The 16,112-nt window shown below is 46.4% G+C and carries 20 protein-coding genes; 13 read left to right on the top strand and 7 right to left on the bottom strand.

Annotated elements, in window-relative coordinates:
* Positions 1 to 5: 5 nt before the first annotated feature.
* Positions 6 to 326, bottom strand: coding sequence for a hypothetical protein (locus tag HUZ68_RS13515; protein ID WP_033814613.1), 321 nt, complete (start codon positions 324 to 326; stop codon positions 6 to 8).
* A 996-nt stretch (positions 327 to 1,322) separates the two neighbouring features.
* Entirely contained in the window at positions 1,323 to 1,715 is a 393-nt protein-coding gene (locus HUZ68_RS13510; protein ID WP_223718815.1) for a helix-turn-helix domain-containing protein, read from the bottom strand.
* Between the two features lie 119 nt (positions 1,716 to 1,834).
* On the opposite strand from HUZ68_RS13510, the gene HUZ68_RS13505 reads away from it, so the two are divergent.
* The 10 genes from HUZ68_RS13505 (at position 1,835) to HUZ68_RS13460 (ending at position 6,682) form a co-directional block, all read left to right on the top strand.
* Complete coding sequence (locus HUZ68_RS13505; RefSeq protein WP_028985347.1) at positions 1,835 to 2,065, top strand: transcriptional regulator; 231 nt, start codon at positions 1,835 to 1,837, stop codon at positions 2,063 to 2,065.
* A 58-nt stretch (positions 2,066 to 2,123) separates the two neighbouring features.
* Positions 2,124 to 2,600, top strand: a complete 477-nt coding sequence (locus HUZ68_RS13500; RefSeq protein ID WP_033814614.1) for a toxin YdaT family protein — start codon at positions 2,124 to 2,126, stop codon at positions 2,598 to 2,600.
* Positions 2,601 to 2,639: 39 nt separating this feature from the next.
* Entirely contained in the window at positions 2,640 to 2,864 is a 225-nt protein-coding gene (locus HUZ68_RS13495) for a hypothetical protein (protein WP_000943914.1), read from the top strand.
* Entirely contained in the window at positions 2,861 to 3,640 is a 780-nt protein-coding gene (locus tag HUZ68_RS13490; RefSeq protein ID WP_033814615.1) for a hypothetical protein, read from the top strand. Before HUZ68_RS13495 ends, HUZ68_RS13490 begins: the two co-directional genes overlap by 4 nt.
* The gene (locus HUZ68_RS13485) at positions 3,630 to 5,045 is read left to right on the top strand and encodes a replicative DNA helicase (RefSeq protein ID WP_033814616.1); all 1,416 of its coding nucleotides are present in this window, start codon (positions 3,630 to 3,632) and stop codon (positions 5,043 to 5,045) included. Before HUZ68_RS13490 ends, HUZ68_RS13485 begins: the two co-directional genes overlap by 11 nt.
* A gap of 38 nt (positions 5,046 to 5,083) precedes the next feature.
* Positions 5,084 to 5,494 carry a hypothetical protein gene (locus HUZ68_RS13480; RefSeq protein WP_033814617.1) on the top strand — a complete coding sequence of 137 codons (411 nt, stop codon included), beginning with the start codon at positions 5,084 to 5,086 and terminating at the stop codon, positions 5,492 to 5,494.
* 1 nt (position 5,495) lies between these two features.
* A complete protein-coding gene (locus tag HUZ68_RS13475) occupies positions 5,496 to 5,732 on the top strand; it encodes a hypothetical protein (RefSeq protein WP_033814618.1) in 237 nt (78 codons plus the stop codon).
* Positions 5,729 to 6,040, top strand: coding sequence for a DNA-binding protein (locus tag HUZ68_RS13470; RefSeq protein ID WP_033814619.1), 312 nt, complete (start codon positions 5,729 to 5,731; stop codon positions 6,038 to 6,040). Before HUZ68_RS13475 ends, HUZ68_RS13470 begins: the two co-directional genes overlap by 4 nt.
* Entirely contained in the window at positions 6,037 to 6,261 is a 225-nt protein-coding gene (locus HUZ68_RS13465) for a hypothetical protein (protein ID WP_000661082.1), read from the top strand. Before HUZ68_RS13470 ends, HUZ68_RS13465 begins: the two co-directional genes overlap by 4 nt.
* 163 nt (positions 6,262 to 6,424) lie before the next feature.
* Positions 6,425 to 6,682, top strand: a complete 258-nt coding sequence (locus tag HUZ68_RS13460) for a hypothetical protein (RefSeq protein WP_033814620.1) — start codon at positions 6,425 to 6,427, stop codon at positions 6,680 to 6,682.
* A gap of 212 nt (positions 6,683 to 6,894) precedes the next feature.
* Here the strand turns inward: HUZ68_RS13460 and HUZ68_RS13455 are convergent, their stop codons facing one another.
* The 5 genes from HUZ68_RS13455 to HUZ68_RS13435 form a co-directional block, all read right to left on the bottom strand.
* Positions 6,895 to 7,818, bottom strand: coding sequence for a lysozyme inhibitor LprI family protein (locus HUZ68_RS13455; RefSeq protein ID WP_033814621.1), 924 nt, complete (start codon positions 7,816 to 7,818; stop codon positions 6,895 to 6,897).
* Positions 7,819 to 8,271: 453 nt separating this feature from the next.
* A complete protein-coding gene (locus HUZ68_RS13450; RefSeq protein WP_097315362.1) occupies positions 8,272 to 8,832 on the bottom strand; it encodes a hypothetical protein in 561 nt (186 codons plus the stop codon).
* A gap of 131 nt (positions 8,833 to 8,963) precedes the next feature.
* On the bottom strand, positions 8,964 to 10,199 hold the full coding sequence (locus HUZ68_RS13445; protein ID WP_033814623.1) for an HNH endonuclease signature motif containing protein: 1,236 nt from the start codon (positions 10,197 to 10,199) through the stop codon (positions 8,964 to 8,966).
* A gap of 80 nt (positions 10,200 to 10,279) precedes the next feature.
* A complete protein-coding gene (locus HUZ68_RS13440; RefSeq protein ID WP_024247653.1) occupies positions 10,280 to 11,086 on the bottom strand; it encodes an LEM-3-like GIY-YIG domain-containing protein in 807 nt (268 codons plus the stop codon).
* A gap of 241 nt (positions 11,087 to 11,327) precedes the next feature.
* Positions 11,328 to 12,434 (bottom strand): DUF2971 domain-containing protein, encoded by a 1,107-nt coding sequence (locus HUZ68_RS13435; RefSeq protein WP_044808003.1) that lies wholly within the window; start codon positions 12,432 to 12,434, stop codon positions 11,328 to 11,330.
* A gap of 340 nt (positions 12,435 to 12,774) precedes the next feature.
* Here HUZ68_RS13435 and HUZ68_RS13430 point away from each other — a divergent pair, with 340 nt between their 5' ends.
* From HUZ68_RS13430 to HUZ68_RS13420, 3 genes are all read left to right on the top strand, one after another.
* Positions 12,775 to 14,628 (top strand): DUF4209 domain-containing protein, encoded by a 1,854-nt coding sequence (locus HUZ68_RS13430; RefSeq protein ID WP_033814625.1) that lies wholly within the window; start codon positions 12,775 to 12,777, stop codon positions 14,626 to 14,628.
* 486 nt (positions 14,629 to 15,114) lie between these two features.
* Entirely contained in the window at positions 15,115 to 15,756 is a 642-nt protein-coding gene (locus HUZ68_RS13425) for a hypothetical protein (RefSeq protein ID WP_033814681.1), read from the top strand.
* A gap of 151 nt (positions 15,757 to 15,907) precedes the next feature.
* Entirely contained in the window at positions 15,908 to 16,087 is a 180-nt protein-coding gene (locus HUZ68_RS13420; protein ID WP_001025459.1) for a hypothetical protein, read from the top strand.
* Positions 16,088 to 16,112: the final 25 nt, after the last annotated feature.

The following is a 16,112-nucleotide window of genomic DNA, read 5'->3' as shown; positions in this document are numbered from 1 at the left end:
GGTTTTTAGTAGGGGAGCTCATCGGTATCTGGCGTGTATTCGATGCAAAGTAACTGCTGGATTTTGTCATCGATAGCAGCAATACGCTGTTGAGCGTCGGCGGCTGTATTCTGTTTTTGCTCACGCAGCTGCTCAACCTGTAAACCGATGATGTCGATTAGCTGGGGCTGGTTGACGGTAATTTCAATTTCGCGGCTTTCCAGAAGGATGTACCTGTCTGGAAAATTTTTTGACATATCAACGGTTGCAATAAACAGCTTTTCATGGCTGAAAGTTGAAGTTGCATAATGAATAAAGAGTGTTACTGGGATGGTGCGCGCTTCCATAGCGACTCCTTGGTGATGTATACTCAGAACCGATCAGCGAATATTGATCAGCTTCCATAGCGTCAGTGTCGTTGGTCTTTCCTCATCACAAGTTTGGTCACTTGTGATAAATCCGAATGGTTTGGTCCCCGTTCGGGGTAACTGGCCCGCCTTGTGCGGGTCTTTTGCTATCTAAAGGGTGCCGGTTACGTTTCCGGCGTCGTTATGTTTCCATCACGACCGTACGGGGCTGGTCTTTCCTGTTTTGAGCTGGTCAGGCTCATGGTCAACGCTGGTCAGGCGTGGTACTTCCTCCGGTCTTTCCCTGGTGTCACGCTGCGGGTTTGGCCTCTCCTGTTGGGGACTCAGGCACAGCGATAAAACCTGGCTGTGTGAAAAAATGGCCCATCGTGCGGACTGGGCAAAGACTAAACACAGCAAATTGATGATGGGCGCCCGGAATCGAACCGGGTAACGGGCAGGGAGTTCCCGTTAAACACCTGTTCACCACAACCGGGAGCGCACTCCGCCATTTCAAAATTTAACGACAAAGCTCAAAGTTGAGTCGATGAAGTGCGCTCTCGTGTTGTAGCCAGGACTCTTCCCTGGTGGTCACACCGTATCGCCTTGATGGTGAATCAATCGCTCATACCTGGCTGTGGCTTGCACATTCCGGCTACCTGCTATGGAGACAACGCGTTAAGGCTCCGCTTCCATCCAGACCGCTTCGACACATGTGCCATATGCCGGCGAAGTCTTTCCCTCTGTCATCGTGTTGGCGCCGACGCGCAAAATTTGATGCCGTCTTTCCGGCTGTCAGAACGTGTTTCTGAACAACTGCCGCTGGGTAAGCGTTGTTGATGAAAGTGACTTTACAATTTGTATTTGTAATGGTCAACGTATTTTTAAAAAATAATTTGTAGTTAGGGGCAAAAAAATATTCACTGTGTAAAGGTGTTTTTGTGTTAGGGGGAAAGTTGCATGCCAGCAGCGGCTGGCCTGGAAATTTGAACTGAACTATTTTGTCTGGTTTTTGGCTTCAAGTAGTTCTTTTAGCAGTAGATCGAAGTGCTCTCTTTTTTCTTTTAGCTCATTGATTAATTTATTTTTTTCGCTCTCAGGCAGTCCTCTGAATAGTTGCAGTAGAGCCTGTTCTTGCGGGGTTAGTTCTTGATTGTAATTACCCGGGTGTAGCGTGGATTCATCCAAATATTCCCCTTCATTCATGAAGAAAAAATGAACAGGGTGTCCGGTCACTTTTGCTAGCTTGTCTAATTTATCTTTTCTTGGAGTTACCCCATTACACCATGCCTGAACTGATTGAGCCGTAACCCCAATATGGCGAGCTAACTCAGATTGAGACCAGCCTAAGTCTTTTAGAATCCGTTGTAGTCGGCTAGCAAAAGCCATGTTTTTCGTTTTTGTGTTCATACCGTAAGGATACAAGGTTTAATTGTAGGGAGCATTGCAAATATAATTTGTAATTACAGTTATGATTTGTAATGATGGCGCGGACACAAGGAGTCCATATGGATAAACAACTGCAAGACAAAATTCTTTCCGTAATGAGTCAATCCGAGTTAGGGCGGCGATTAGGGAAAAAACCACAAACGGTAAGCCTCTGGTTCAAAGGAAGGGTTCCCGGTGAAGAGGTTTTGCGCACATCTGAAGCTCTAGAATGGCGCGTGACCCCCCATGATCTTAGACCGGATCTTTACCCAAACCCAGATGACAGCTTGCCTAAAACGAAAGCAGCTTAACTGTTGGTGAGCCCCAAATCTGATTAAGCGTAATCAATTTTTAGCGACAGGAGACGCTATGGAAAACCAAGAGGAATTACAAAAAGAGATTTTGACCTGGGCGGCAAGGGCAGGGCAGGAACTCGTCACGATTGAAATCTGCCGGGCCTGGTTCAGTCAGGGACGCAATGATGAGTTGAGACTACATGAATTTGAGGACGCGGACGGCAATGTGGACTGGAGAGCCATCAACAACAATCGGCAGAAAATCTTTCGCTGGTTACGTGGCGAGACAACGGCGGCGCGCCGAAAAACTCAGGTGCTGGCCAGTGTGATGAAAGCCGTGCTACCCGCAGAACGGCGGGCGCGTCTGGAGTCGCCGGGCGATCCCGTTTTGCTGGCAACGCTGGCGGCAAAAGAAGGGGTGGAAGCGATTAACGCTGTACATCTCCACTTCGCGCCAGAGATAACTATTCAGGAAATTGACGAAGCAATAGCGGCGCTGGTAGCGACGCGAGGGGCAGTGATAAGCACTGCGCAAGGCCATCATGCATGAGCGCTTGACCAGCGTTTAACTTATACCGAGGAAAGACCGATGTTAAGACATATTGACCGCATTACTTGGCGTAACGGCTGGCACCTGAATGGGCGCCCGGCACATGTTGCAGAGATCCGCCCCATATTCGATGGCCGCGTCGCAGCCGCACGTTCTGTGTGGGAAAAGTACGAAGAAGAAAAAGCGAAACTGCGTGAGCAAAATCTCTCTGGTGCTGCCTATGAGGCTGGCTGTCGCGTTCTCTCAGAGGCTTTGGGCATATGAACATCCTCCCGTTACTTGATAGACCCATAGCCTTCCAGAGAAGTTTTATCCGTCTTGAAATGGGCGTGACTGCCGCATTGTTTCTGTCGCAGTTGACGTACTGGACAAACAGAACAACTGACGACGGCTGGGTATATAAAACCCAGGATGAGTGGGAAGAGGAAACAGGGCTTTCACGATACGAGCAGGAGGGCGCCCGCAAAAAACTACGTGGTCTCGGCATCTTGCTGGAACGTAAACAGGGCTTGCCTGCCAGGCTGTACTACAAAATCGATAATGATGTGTTGTGCCAGCTACTTACGTCCGCATACAAGGATGCGGAAAAACCACATACAGGGGAGGGGAAAACCACCAGGCCTGTACGTGGAAAACCAACAAACATTCTTACAGAGAATACTACAGAGATTACTACAGAGATTACTACAGAGATTATTACTGATGGTGAATCGGCTGACGCCGACACCCAACAACCTGTCGACCAGAGAATAAATTATCAGGTAATACTCGACACCTATCACGAGATTTTGCCAGAAATGCCACCAGTGAAAATCCTCACTGATAGCAGAAAAAAACAACTTCGCTCTTTCTGGAAAAAATTCAATTTCAATGAGTCCCGTTGGCGGGCCTATCTGGAATTTATCGGTGGTAATTGTCGCTGGATGCTGGAGGACAGGCCGAATGGCAAGGGAGGGTTCTGGCGACGCAAGAATCTTGATTACCTGATTACCGAACGCTGCTACGTTTCTGTCAAGGAAGAACGCGCAAATGATAAATAACGCGATTGCACTGTACAGCGTTGACGCAGAACAGGCTGTTCTGGGCTGTCTGATGCTGAATACCGACCATGACAGAACCAATGCGGTATTTGCGTTACTGAAACCGGAAACGTTTTATATCAATGCTCACCAGGTTATCTACCGGGAGATTAGAGGATTATTCCAGGCCGATAAACCAACTGACCTGATAACACTGACCGAACAGATGGAATCGAAGGGGCTGTATGAGCGCGTGGGGGGATTCGCATACCTGGCTGAAATGAGTAAGGCGGCGATACCGGCCTCAATGGTCAACTACGCGAAAATTGTACGTGAAAAAGCCATTCTTCGTTATGCCGTGGAAAAGTTGAATTCTTGTCTGGAGATTATGACCCAGCCTGCAGATATGACTGCTACTGACAGGATCACCGCCGTTCAGCAAGTGATTGGGCAGGTAGCTGAACATGCCCGTACCGGGCATAAGGGCGGTTTGCGTCCGGCAAGTGAAGTCGTCGATGACTGGATAAATGACCTTGATCGCCGTTTCAATGATCCAGCACATGCAGCCGGACTAACGCTCGGAATCGAAAGCCTTGATCGCTTAATGGCACCAAAGCAGGCGTTAAGAGGTTCATTGGTCGTTATTGGTGCCCGGCCAAAAATGGGCAAGACAGCCGCGTTTAATAAAATTGCGGTGCATTTTGCTCTGAATCATCGTTTGCCGACGCTGGTATTTAGCCTGGAAATGACTGACAGAAGTCTCATTGAACGCATGGTTGCGCAGGAGGCAAAGGTCAATTCGGAGATTTTTTATCTTGGTCCTAACGATGAATCTGAATTGAGTCTCGCAATAGCAAAGGCGGGGGAGATTGCCGAATCCAACATGATGATTGACAGCACGGCAGGTGTAACCCTTGCGCATATTGTCGCTGAATGTCGAAAAGTTAAACGGATGCGTGGCTCGGTTGGCCTGGTGGCAATTGACTATTTGACGCTGATGAAGACCGAATCGGCAGAGCGTAGGGATATTGCGTATGGCGATATCACAACCGGGCTGAAGAACCTGGCAAAAGAGCTGGATTGTGTTGTGGTCCTGCTGACGCAACTTAACCGAAAACTTGAAGAACGAGCAGATAAGCGGCCTAACCCGAGCGACAGTAAAGATACCGGGCAGATCGAACAAGATTGCGATGTCTGGATTGGCCTCTATCGCGATGCTGTTTATAACGAAAATGCCGACCCACATCTCATGGAAATGTTGCTACGTCTGAACCGCGAGGGGCCATCGGGAACAGCCTACGCCCTGATGAAAAATGGCTCAGTTATTGATATCAGCGATGAGGAGGTTTATCGCCGAACCAGCGACCGCTCAGAAAAAAATAAGCGTTATTCCCGTAGCGATAATTCTCGCACAAATGAATTTTAACCACGTCTGACCAGCGTGAAATAACCGAGGAAAGACCAATGACCACCACTCCAGGCAAATTAGAGTACCCGTCGGACAAAGGACACATAGACGACGGTAAAAACTATCTCGACGTCATTTTGTGGAATATGAACGTCGGGCCACGCGCGCGCACTCGTGCGGTTTTTGTGCCAAGACCCAAAGCAGGCAATTTTTCAACACCAGCTCAAACTGCTCGTCAGGCATCCGTAGCCGCAGCGCCAGCAGTGAAACGTAAGGGCAAAACGCACACCGGGATCGCGATTCGCAGAAATGGTGAGCGGCAAGTGAAACTCCACGAAACAGCGACAACCTGGTGTGCCTCACCGCATGAAACTTACGACAAGATAACCGGACAGCGCATTGGTGCGCCTGGTCGCTGTCGCCTGCTGCTGAGTTCCATCACTCCGATAGCAAAGAAAGGGGCGTGATATGGCCGGGCAATCAGATTACCTGCCGCCCGGCTTACCACTCAACCGCGCCAAATGGCCCCAGGAATACCAGCTTAAAGAGCACTACGACATGCGAGCGGCGGCGCTGATCCGCCAACTCTTTGAGAAACGTATTCCGAGGGGAAGCGTGATTGAGCAAATCGGAATGACGCCGGATACGTACCAGGAATTTTTCAGAGAGCGTCTGAACTACTGGAGAGGGGTGATGGAGCAATGAAATACAAACGGTGGGTGCGTGCGGAAGTCGTAATCATCAAACAATGTGCAGGCAGCATGACAGTTGAACGTATAGGGCAGCTTATTGGCAGAACCGGTGCAGCGGTACGCACAAAAGCGCGCGAGCTGAAAATCTGTATGTATCTGCGGGGTAATTATCACCAGTCAGCAAAATACTGCCAGGAGGATATCGAGCTGGCAAGGGAATTACATCAGTCGGGTATTAATCGCCAGGATATCGCAGAAAAACTCGAAATGCCGATCGGAGCGGTGAATCAGTTTGTTTATTTTGAGCGGAGGATTTCATGAAAGAACTTTTTCTGGCATTTGTGCCCCGGTTTATTAATGACCAGATCGCACTGACTGATAATGGTGAACAATATGAAATTGCCTGCAGCATGGTGGATGTGAATCCGGGCGAACGGTATGACGCGATGTGTGACCTGAAAATATTCACCTGGCTGGGTTGGGCCATTCCGTGTGGAGAACCAACAAATATTCGCCCGTTTGAGAGCAGGGAGGCTGTATGAGTGAATTGAAAATACGAATGAACCCAAGTCGCAAGGCGATCAAATTTGCGCACTGTGTCTTGCAGATGGCTGAAGGTGAATGTTATATAAAAGAGTGTCATGGATAACAAGGCACTCACTATCAATGATTATCTGTTAAAAAAGCAATCGACAAGGAGTTGAAATGCAGACTCAATTAAAGGTTAAAGGCGGTTATAGTCATTTTTTCTTCGCCAATATTGAAGTCTCACAAAGAGAGTCAAATGGCGGTTTGGTTGTCGTTAGGGATGTTAATATACCTATTACAACAACAACTCTCTCTCTGTTAGAGAATTACGCTGTAGGGCAGGTGTTGACGTTAGAACAAAAGAATGGCGATTTTTTTGATGTGTATTACGTTGGAACTGATGGGAATAACTTTCAGTTTTCAACGCACTGCTAATTTATCAAGGCCCTGTGAGCAGGGCCTTCGAAAGCCTACTAAAGTCTGTTTCATAGAGAGAGTTATTTGCGATTAAAAAGGTATTTGGTCACAACCAGCACGATAGAGAATACATCTTTCAAAGTACCGCCCATATAAAACAGTTACATATGCACTTGATGACTAAGCTGGCACCAGGTTAACACCAGGCGCCAGCTTGAAGGAGACTTCAGTTATTGGTTTCTGAGGAAAGCGATTCTTGAAAGGGTCATTTGCGTCTGGCAGTCGACCATTTTCTTGACTTCAGCATCTGTTCCCTGCATTGAAACTTTACCGCACATAGCATCCTTAGTTTTGATCCACTGGCGCTGAGAAGGCAGCAACTCTTTTTTCTTCGCCGGGGTTAACTTGCTCCAGACGGTATTCAAATCAGAGTCAGCATTTGCAAATGCCATTCGGGACTGATCAAGGCTTTCAGATTTTTGCGGCTGAAGTTGTGCCTGCCTCTCTTTTTGCTTCTCCGCCTCATACCTGGCCTGTTCCTGTGCCCTGAGTTGCACCTGTTGTTCCGCTTCAATTTGACTCTGTTGGGCATCCTTAGCCTGCTGGATTTTCTGCTGCTCAACGATCGGGTTGATAATGGAAAGCGATGTCAGTAAAGCGGCGCCCACTGATATCGGATTATCAGAAGAGGTTTTTACAAAAACGTTTTTCTGATCGTCGGTCGCCTGCACGGTGTAGGTGATACGTTTTGAAAAGGCGTTTGCGTTGTTCTCCAAAAACAGATTTTCCATTTGCTTATCGAGATTACGATTAAAATTCTTTCTGTAAGCATCAGAAAGCTGGATGTACTCGTTCGCAGGTAGAGTCATCGTCACGGTCCCTTCACAAGTTTTCATTGTGCTGCCCGTGTCACTTGATGTTGTGGAGATTTCAGAGATGGCTAGTTTGATCTTGTCCAATGTGCTTCGTTTGGTCTGATTAGTGACATCAGGGTATTTATCGACCTGTTCAGAGAGTCCTTCATAAGCAGATTTTTTTAACAAATCCATAAGTGCTGACTGGGTTATTTCCGAAGAACAGCCGATCACATCTTTTTTGTTATCACAGCCTGTAAGGGCAATGGCGAGTAAGAGTACTGAGTATTTTAATCTCATGAATTCCCTTTAGAGTAAGGATTGGTTTTTAAGACGCGGTCTGTAATCAGTTCCGAGAGCTACAGTAAACAACGCTGAGCACTGAACGCATCACAGGCAAGGTAAAAGGTGATATCGGCAAAGGCTGTGAAACCTTTAATTCAACAGATGGGAACGGTATGCACAGGATCCTGTAACGACGCTCCCAAAACCGGAAACCTGCAGGGCATGTTTTCGCTGCTGAACTTAATATACGAACCTGCACTATCATGAACATATTTTATATCGTTATACCCCGAGTGATTGTGCCCGGCAATGGATAGTGTCCTGGAGGAACTATTTCTACTGTAAAAGGTAGACATTTAATTTCAGTGTGGAATTATTCCCTGCTGTTAATAACCATGGCTGTATATGGCACCGAGTAGGCATTGATTTTTTTTAAATTCAATTGCGTTATTAAAATTACTTCATTTTTTATTTTAAAGTACAGCCTGCCCGAAATGCACTGCTAATTTCAACATATTCCGCTCTGGCCGTACCTCTAAGTTTCTGAGACTCACGTTCAAAACTCGCCAAATCTTCCTTACATTTTGCCGAAGTAGACTGGAATCCTTTCCCGCACATCTGAAATGTGACTGTCGGATCCGCAAATCGGGTACGCTGGGCGTAAGCCTGGCAAACAGCGGATGCCCTCGCTTGTTTTTGTCGTGGGCTTAACGGGCGTGCTGGTGTAGCCTGTTCTGCCCTCTCCATTTTCAGGCGGTAGCAGCTTAAATTACGAGAGGCGATCACCTTTTTAATAGCCTGGGCGCGGCGATAATTTTCATTAAATTCAGGATGAGATGATGGATTAAGGTTGAGCAATGGCTCTATATTATCTTCTGCCTGGCAAAGCTGTGAATCGGTGTACTGCGCAAGTTTTGCCGCCTCGATTGCAGCCGGATCTGGTTGTGAATTTTTTGGGGTATGGCTTACACATCCGGACAGCGTAAATCCAGCGGTCAGTGCTAAGATGATTTTTGATATTCCGTTCATTTTCTATTCCTGTTTCGATGTTTTGGTGGTGCACTTTCCCCACTCGGATAAGATTATGCATTCGGATTCGAGTGATGAGGCAACGCCATATAGGCGATGGCAGCCAGCACGATGGTGATTAAAATATTTAATCAGAATTTCCGTTCTTTCCAGCGTTTAACCAACGCGGCCATGTTCAGCGGCCATAATTTAGGCTCAATCACTTTGCCTTCAAACATCGCGCCGAGCTCAATACCTGGGGCAAAATGTACGGTCATTGTTTCAGGGTTGACGGCCATCAGCTCTGCGTCTAGTAAGTCGTGTATCGTTGGAGTCAACAACAGGCCATTATCAGCGCTAAAATTGCCTGAGGTAGCTGGCTCAATGTGCGCCGCTTGCAATCGTTCGCCGTTCTGCCAGCCAGTCACCGCGCAACGGCCAGCAAAATTATTCCATACCCATTCAACAAACTGCATATGCGCCGTCGCGTCGCGCTGCTCAACGATGCGCTGCGCGGTTCGGGTACTGTGGAGTTTGGCAGGTTGGCCAAGTGCGGGCGCGGGTTTCTCTTCCTCCACGACGACCACTACTTCCTGCGACATGATGATTGGATCATCGGCTACCAGTTCCGGAACAACGTCGGCCAGCTTCTCGGCTTCTCGGATGATTTGCTTTTCTTCCTGCTCATCCAGGTACCGCTGCACCAGTTCAATGGTCGTGGTGGCTTCATGCTGGTGTTTGTGGATATAAAGCTCAACATCACGACGCTGGCTGGCTGGAATGTGTTTTGCCAGAAAATCCTGTAGGACGCGATTATCCAGCTTTGTCGTAACTTTTGATGTCATGCTCACAGAATCATACCGTTTCGGTGTTTCCATCTGCGTTGATTGCAGGCCTGGTAATTCGGTGTTGATTTGAGCGGAAACCTTGCGCGGGATGATTGTCGGCGTAAATGCTGGCGTGCTGGCCTGGGACGTGCCACGGCGACGGGCATTCTCCCAAAGGGCTTCTGTTTCAGGGTTTTTGCGTGCGCCTGGCTTTTGCATAGGCATAGTGCGAATCAGCGCTTCCCAGCCCATATTGACCTTCTGTTTGGCCTCGCGGCGTTTATCGGCCAGCGTAGGTTTTGATGGTCGTTTTTTGGAGAGCGCTTTCTCTGGTTTTAATTTGATGCCGCGCGATAAACCATTTATCAGTGTTGGATGCACTGATAAGGCTTTGGCCAATTGCAAACCGTTTAAATTGCTGCCATCTGTATAAGCGTACATAAACAAATCCGCCCAGCCATCATGTTGAGGGGTCATACCCACGCTGGTTAAGGCTGCGCGAATCTCTTTTTTGCGAGCTTTGTCCAAGTTAAATTTTGGGGTTTTATTTCGCTTAGTCATTTCAGTTCAGCACACTAATAATGGTAACCATGACCGCAGCAAACACGATCCCCGAAATATTCATTACTGCCATATATTGGCTACGATCTAAAATCCAGTTCCATTCCGAAATCAAATCCGGGAGAATATCTCACAGGAGACATAGCACCTTTTTTTCTGAGATCATCAGGGATCTTCTTACCTAAATAAAGCTGTGTAATCTCAGGAGGTGCAGCCCTACCCCGGAACCCAAAGCGGGAACTTTGCGTAGCTTCAAATTCATCATCCGCATCCCATGAGGGTATCTCTGGGAAATTCTCACGGGTAGACTTGAGCCACTCATCTGCGATATATACGCCCCTCACAATTCCTCTTACTGTCGCCAGTATGACCTCAGCCTTACGAGCGCGTTCAAGGCTGACACGCCAGCTAAAACGTACAGCATCATAGAGGTCAATATCCTTTGAGCTCCTGTTAACCGATATCATTAGGGTCTTATGTTGGAACGTAATTGTTTCAGGTTGGTACGTAGCGATTAATTCTTTGATGTGTGCAGCACCGAACTCGTTACTGCCAGCACCGTTCATGATGTTAGTCAAGCCGGGATAGGCGTCTATGAGAGCTGCTTCAACTTCGTAAGCCGTTTTTTCTTCAGCCATACCGTGCCGATGTATAACATGGATAACCTCAAGACCAGCTAATCTGATCTCCCGAAGTTGTTTGAGTTTGTTACTCAGTAACTCATCATCATCATCCACTGCAGCAACCTCACCACGCATATGGGCAAAGACACGATTACCTTTCCCTTTCCCTACGTAGAACGTACTGCCATCTCTCGGGTCAATCAGGCGGTAGACATACCAGCCAAGATGTTCGATTACTCCCGGTGGAAATTCATTAATATCCATATAACGATACCTGAAATTTAACATTTTCATCGCAAAATATACACAATCATGTCAATTGACAACTTATAGTTCCCACTAGTTAGCATTAAGATTTTTACAGAGAGGAATAATCAATGTCCGCTCTTGGCACAGAGTGGACGAACAACTGAAGGTCCGCTGTGAGCGAAGTGCGGACTGTCTTTACCAGTCTTCCTGGCAGATGGCTTTGGACGCAGAAACGATTTCTAAACGCACGAACCCATCATTTTTTTGTAATACCAAATTTAATCAATGTTTTTTGTAAATCTTTAATTGATATCTCACCTGAATTACCGGTTTTGAAACTGGATTCAACTTCCTTACATCGAATTATTTTCATAGTTCCAGAACTGGTAAGCTCAGTGTCAAATAAATAAAATGGGGCGCAAGGGCTATGTCTTCTATTATCGCGAAGAAGAAATTCGATTGGTTCCTTTTTATGTTCATCGAAGCCTGGTCCAAAAATAACACCAGCTATCAATGGTGGGGCATGGTGATGTATACGTCCTGAATTATCATTAGACAATGCAAAATTAAGCCTGCCAAAACTTTGCGTCAAATACCTTTTGGTGAGAAAAATTCTTTTTTCATCCTCATATTGCCAGAAGGTATTTTTCACTAAAAGAGTTTCTCTGATTGCAATATCATCCGTCAAAGCACTTTGAAGAACCGGTATATGTTTTTCATGGTTTCTATATTCAACGCTATCAATAGGGTAGTTAATATATTCTTCTGAATAAATATTTCTCTTCAAAGGGATAATATTGTTTTGTGCATGGTAGATAATAACACAACCCTTGAAACCAGCTGCGTAATGTGCCCACATCATTGGTTCTAAAGCATTGCTCGAAAATGAAACGCTAAAGACACCTACTCGCAATCCTTTGAGAACCCTCTCTCTAATGCCGCTGGAGCAAATAGATTCCAGTCGAGATATTGACTTATCTGAATCCTCGAGCACACCAAAATCAATTAAATCGACCTGTTTAATGTGTTGATTTAAAGCAGCCTTTACTTCAGAGTCGTATTTTGTGAAAACACTTTGAAGCCCTTCTATGGAGCCATCAATAGGAGAGCCTAAAAATATGCGACACAGTTGCTTTGCAAGCCTACCATCGCCCAAATCCAGAAAGTCTTTTAAGTTTTTGACACCTAAAATCACCTCGCTTTCTAGAAGACTTTGCCAGAGATCAGGTCTATCCTCAAAGAAATAAGAAGTTTTCAAGTCATTAGGGTCATTTAGTTGCTCTGTAGACGAAAAATATAATTCGTTGTATCTGATGGCTTTTTCAAAGAAAAAATCCGGCCTGTAATATTTAAATAGATACACACAACACCTCAAAAAATATGGAAACCCCGATACAATTATTTATCACTTACAAACTACGATTATCAAATAAATACATCCAACGTAGTTCCAGTGTCATTCGCAGAGATATCCTTATCTTTTATGATTAGAATGTAAAGCTTTGTGTGATGGTACAACTATGCATCCACAGTCTGCTCTTGCACAAAGCAGCCAGAAAAGGATTGGCAAATCCACCTGGAGCGAGAAGCGGACTTTCTTCTTGGTTCTGATGGCTCAGAAGTGGCAAGATTATTTGTGGCAATTCAAAACACATTTTTGACGAACTACGAATGAATGTTGCATCGGTTAAAGGTGATAAATAATGAAGAACGAACGTTACCCGTTGGACTTGGCTATTTCGGTTCAGGACTTCAATACGTCAGACTGGAAGGATTCAATTGCCCAAGCTACCCGCGAAGGATATTCGGCGATGTGGCAAGCGCTGTCGGATGCTGCGCGTGATGCCATTGAGCAAGGACGAATTGAACACGGCAAGGTATTATGGTTGCTTGCAGATGCCTGTTCGATGATGCTTTCGCCGTCGAGTCCTAATGAACCCTTTAAGCCTTTTGCTGTCTTTCATGACCGCAGGTCAGTCGTCCCTGATGACATTTCTGATTCAGATATTCTGTTCTTTGCAGAGATCGTTGATGGGGTAGACAACGATTGGCTGAAGGCGCGACTCAGTGATTTGGTCTGGTTGAAGAGTAAGCCTCGTAACATCGAATTCGCTTTGAAGGCTATCGACGCTTACCGCAGCCTTCCACTAGACACTGATACATGGATACATGGAGGGCGGGATTGTTGGTCTCGCGCCATAAGCTTGGCTCGAATGCTAAAAGGTGGTGCTGGAGATAGACTCCAGCAAATTGAGACGACAATCGTTGCCGCGTTTCATGCGTCAATTCGAGACGACGGTTTTCTTGGGCTTTGGTTGGCCGACCTTCTAAAATCGAACCGCTTGGGGGGGGCACATCGAACGGATGTGTCAACGAAGCTAGAAGCGTTGGCCCGCGGGTTTGATGATGAAGGGGATTTGCATAAGGCGCGGGAGTATTTTTCTGCTGCTGCCGAGTGGTATAAGCTTATTCCTGACGAGGCCAAAGCTGCAGAAATGACAGTATTGGTAGCTGAAGGGTGGGTCAAAGAAGCCGTTGCGCGAGTTGCATCGGAAAGTCCTAGCCACATGGTGGCAGCGAGCTTTTACGAAAATGCCATTCAGATATACAGAACGATTCCTCGGGCCGAACGCTCTACACATCAGGTCGATGAGCGAATTGCCGAGTTGCGAGTCCACCTAAACAATTCGGGAGAGAGAGCTATAGGAGAGATGGGGCTCATTCAAACTCCTGGAGTAGATCTCACTCAGGTTATCGAAAAGGCGAGGGAATCCGTCACCGGGAAATCTGCACAAAATGCGTTGCTCGCATTTGCGAACCTACATCGTGGCGTGAATGCAGAAGAACTGCGCAACAGTGCATTGGAAAGAATGCGTCAGCATCCCTTGCAATCACTGTTTGCCGTAACCGTGATGAGTCGCGATGGCAGGGTCATTGCCAAGCGCCCTGCGATGGGACTCGGTGGAGAATTGACAGAGGACGACGAAATTGCAATTCGCGCCGAGATGATTCGTGACTATGGAATCTTAGTTAGTATTGTGGTTCAAGCCCACATCTGGCCAGCCCTTGAAGTACTTTTGCTTGAGCATCGTTTGCGCGAGAGCGATTTTATCGAGTTAGCTCGCCATTCACCCATTGTGCCAAAAGAGCGAGTTGGCCTTTTCGGCAAGGGACTTTTTGCAGGTTACGAACGTGATTTCGTTACCGCGCTTCATTTACTGATCCCTCAGATTGAGCACTTGGTGCGCGTGCATCTTAAGCAAGCAGGAACCAAAACCACTAACCTCGACAAGGATGGAATTGAGAACGAGAATGGTATGAGCACGTTGGTGGGTTTGCCAGAGGCCGAGCAAGTATTTGGTAAAGATCTCGTCTTTGAGTTCGAATCGTTGTTCTGTAACGCCTTTGGTCCAAATTTGCGGAACGAATTGGCTCATGGACTATTGGATGAGGATGGGTGCAATTCCCCTTTCGCTATTTATGCGTGGTGGCTAGCTTTAAGACTAACATTCAATACATGGTGGAACTCAGCAAATCCTATTTCTGAGCCTCAATAAGGTAGCGACGAGCAAGCAGTGGCCTAGTAACCCCTCTGAAAAAGCGGCGTGTGCATAAGTAGAATTCTTTATTAACCTAAATGTAGGGGGGAGCTGTGTATACACTGCTCACCCCATTCAATCACACACCGCGATGTTTGTAGTGCCTGCTTCTGGCACAAAGTGGACTGTCAGATTAAATTCGGCTCCTCGCCATAGATGTGTCAGCTCATATCTTATCTAATACACACAATAATTCTCTCATTCTTAGAGAATTATTTTTTTAAGGGTAGGTGTTGACGTTAGAACAAAAGAATAGATATTTTTGAAGCATACAATATGACCTATAACCATAGGATGCATAAAAAAGCTTACGGTGTGGCCTTATAACTTAGCGCAAATAATTTACTAACCCGCTTCGGCGGGTTTTCTTTTTTATAGACTTCACGATGTGAAAACGAATAATAAATTGTGCAAATAATGCAGTTTTTATTATTCGAGGTAATTATGAAAACCTTCTATGAGGACTGGCCTGAAACTTTCGTTAGCCGGTTAGATATGTTACGAGCTCTGGATGATCGCGGCTCGACCCGGAGGCTCTATCTTGAGCGGACCGGAGCAATATTTGACGCTCTGGCAGAAGAGATACGTACAGCCGTTGCCGGGCATCCTGAAATCGACGCGAGTGAACTTGATATCGGGCCGCTGTATCGCTATTACAAACGTGGAGAAAAGGGGGATCCGCTGGCTGATTTACTTATTGAGTTAGCTCCACCAACCTGTGAACGGGTTCGTATATCTCCTGAAGTGTACACAATCCCGTATCTGTTTTTTGCACTGTTGATAGCGCAAGGCGCTGACAACGATGCTCGCGATTTTTTCAATATGATGATGCGACCGTTGATCATCGCCTACCGTTTCAAACAACTGGCGCGTTACCTTGGCACTAAGGGCGGAGGACGACCACAGCACAGATTAAAAAGCGAAGCCATTGAACTGGCTGATCGTTTTTTTACTGAAAACCCGACAGCGCCATTATCGCGTGGTGTGCAATACATATCCGGTATTTTTGTGGCGAAATACTCTGACCCACCTGCAGCGTCGACGATTAGAAAATGGTTAATTTCAATTTACAGGAGTGATAAATAATGACCATAAACGGTTTAATCCCCTATAAAACCGTTTAATAAAATTCACGACGTGAATATAATTGTTCATTATTCCCTCATTGTATCTGGCGTTATGACAAATGCCATAAAATACTGTATAAATATACAGGTAATGGCGTTAGGGGGAAGACATGAATATTCAAGAATCTATAGGCGAACTACCGGAAACATGCCGAGCTGTTATCAAGCGTAAGGACGGACACATCGTTGGTGTGCGTGTTCTGACTGATGATGAACGGATTGCCAGCCTGATGGCGTTTCTCGAGTTGGCAGAAATAGCTGGATATACTATTACACCCCCTGACGCGTAAAACACGGTATAATATCGGTGCTGGA

The organism is Shigella dysenteriae (assembly GCF_022354085.1).
Taxonomy (GTDB): domain Bacteria; phylum Pseudomonadota; class Gammaproteobacteria; order Enterobacterales; family Enterobacteriaceae; genus Escherichia; species Escherichia coli.
This window is presented reverse-complemented; position numbering and strand designations above follow the sequence as displayed.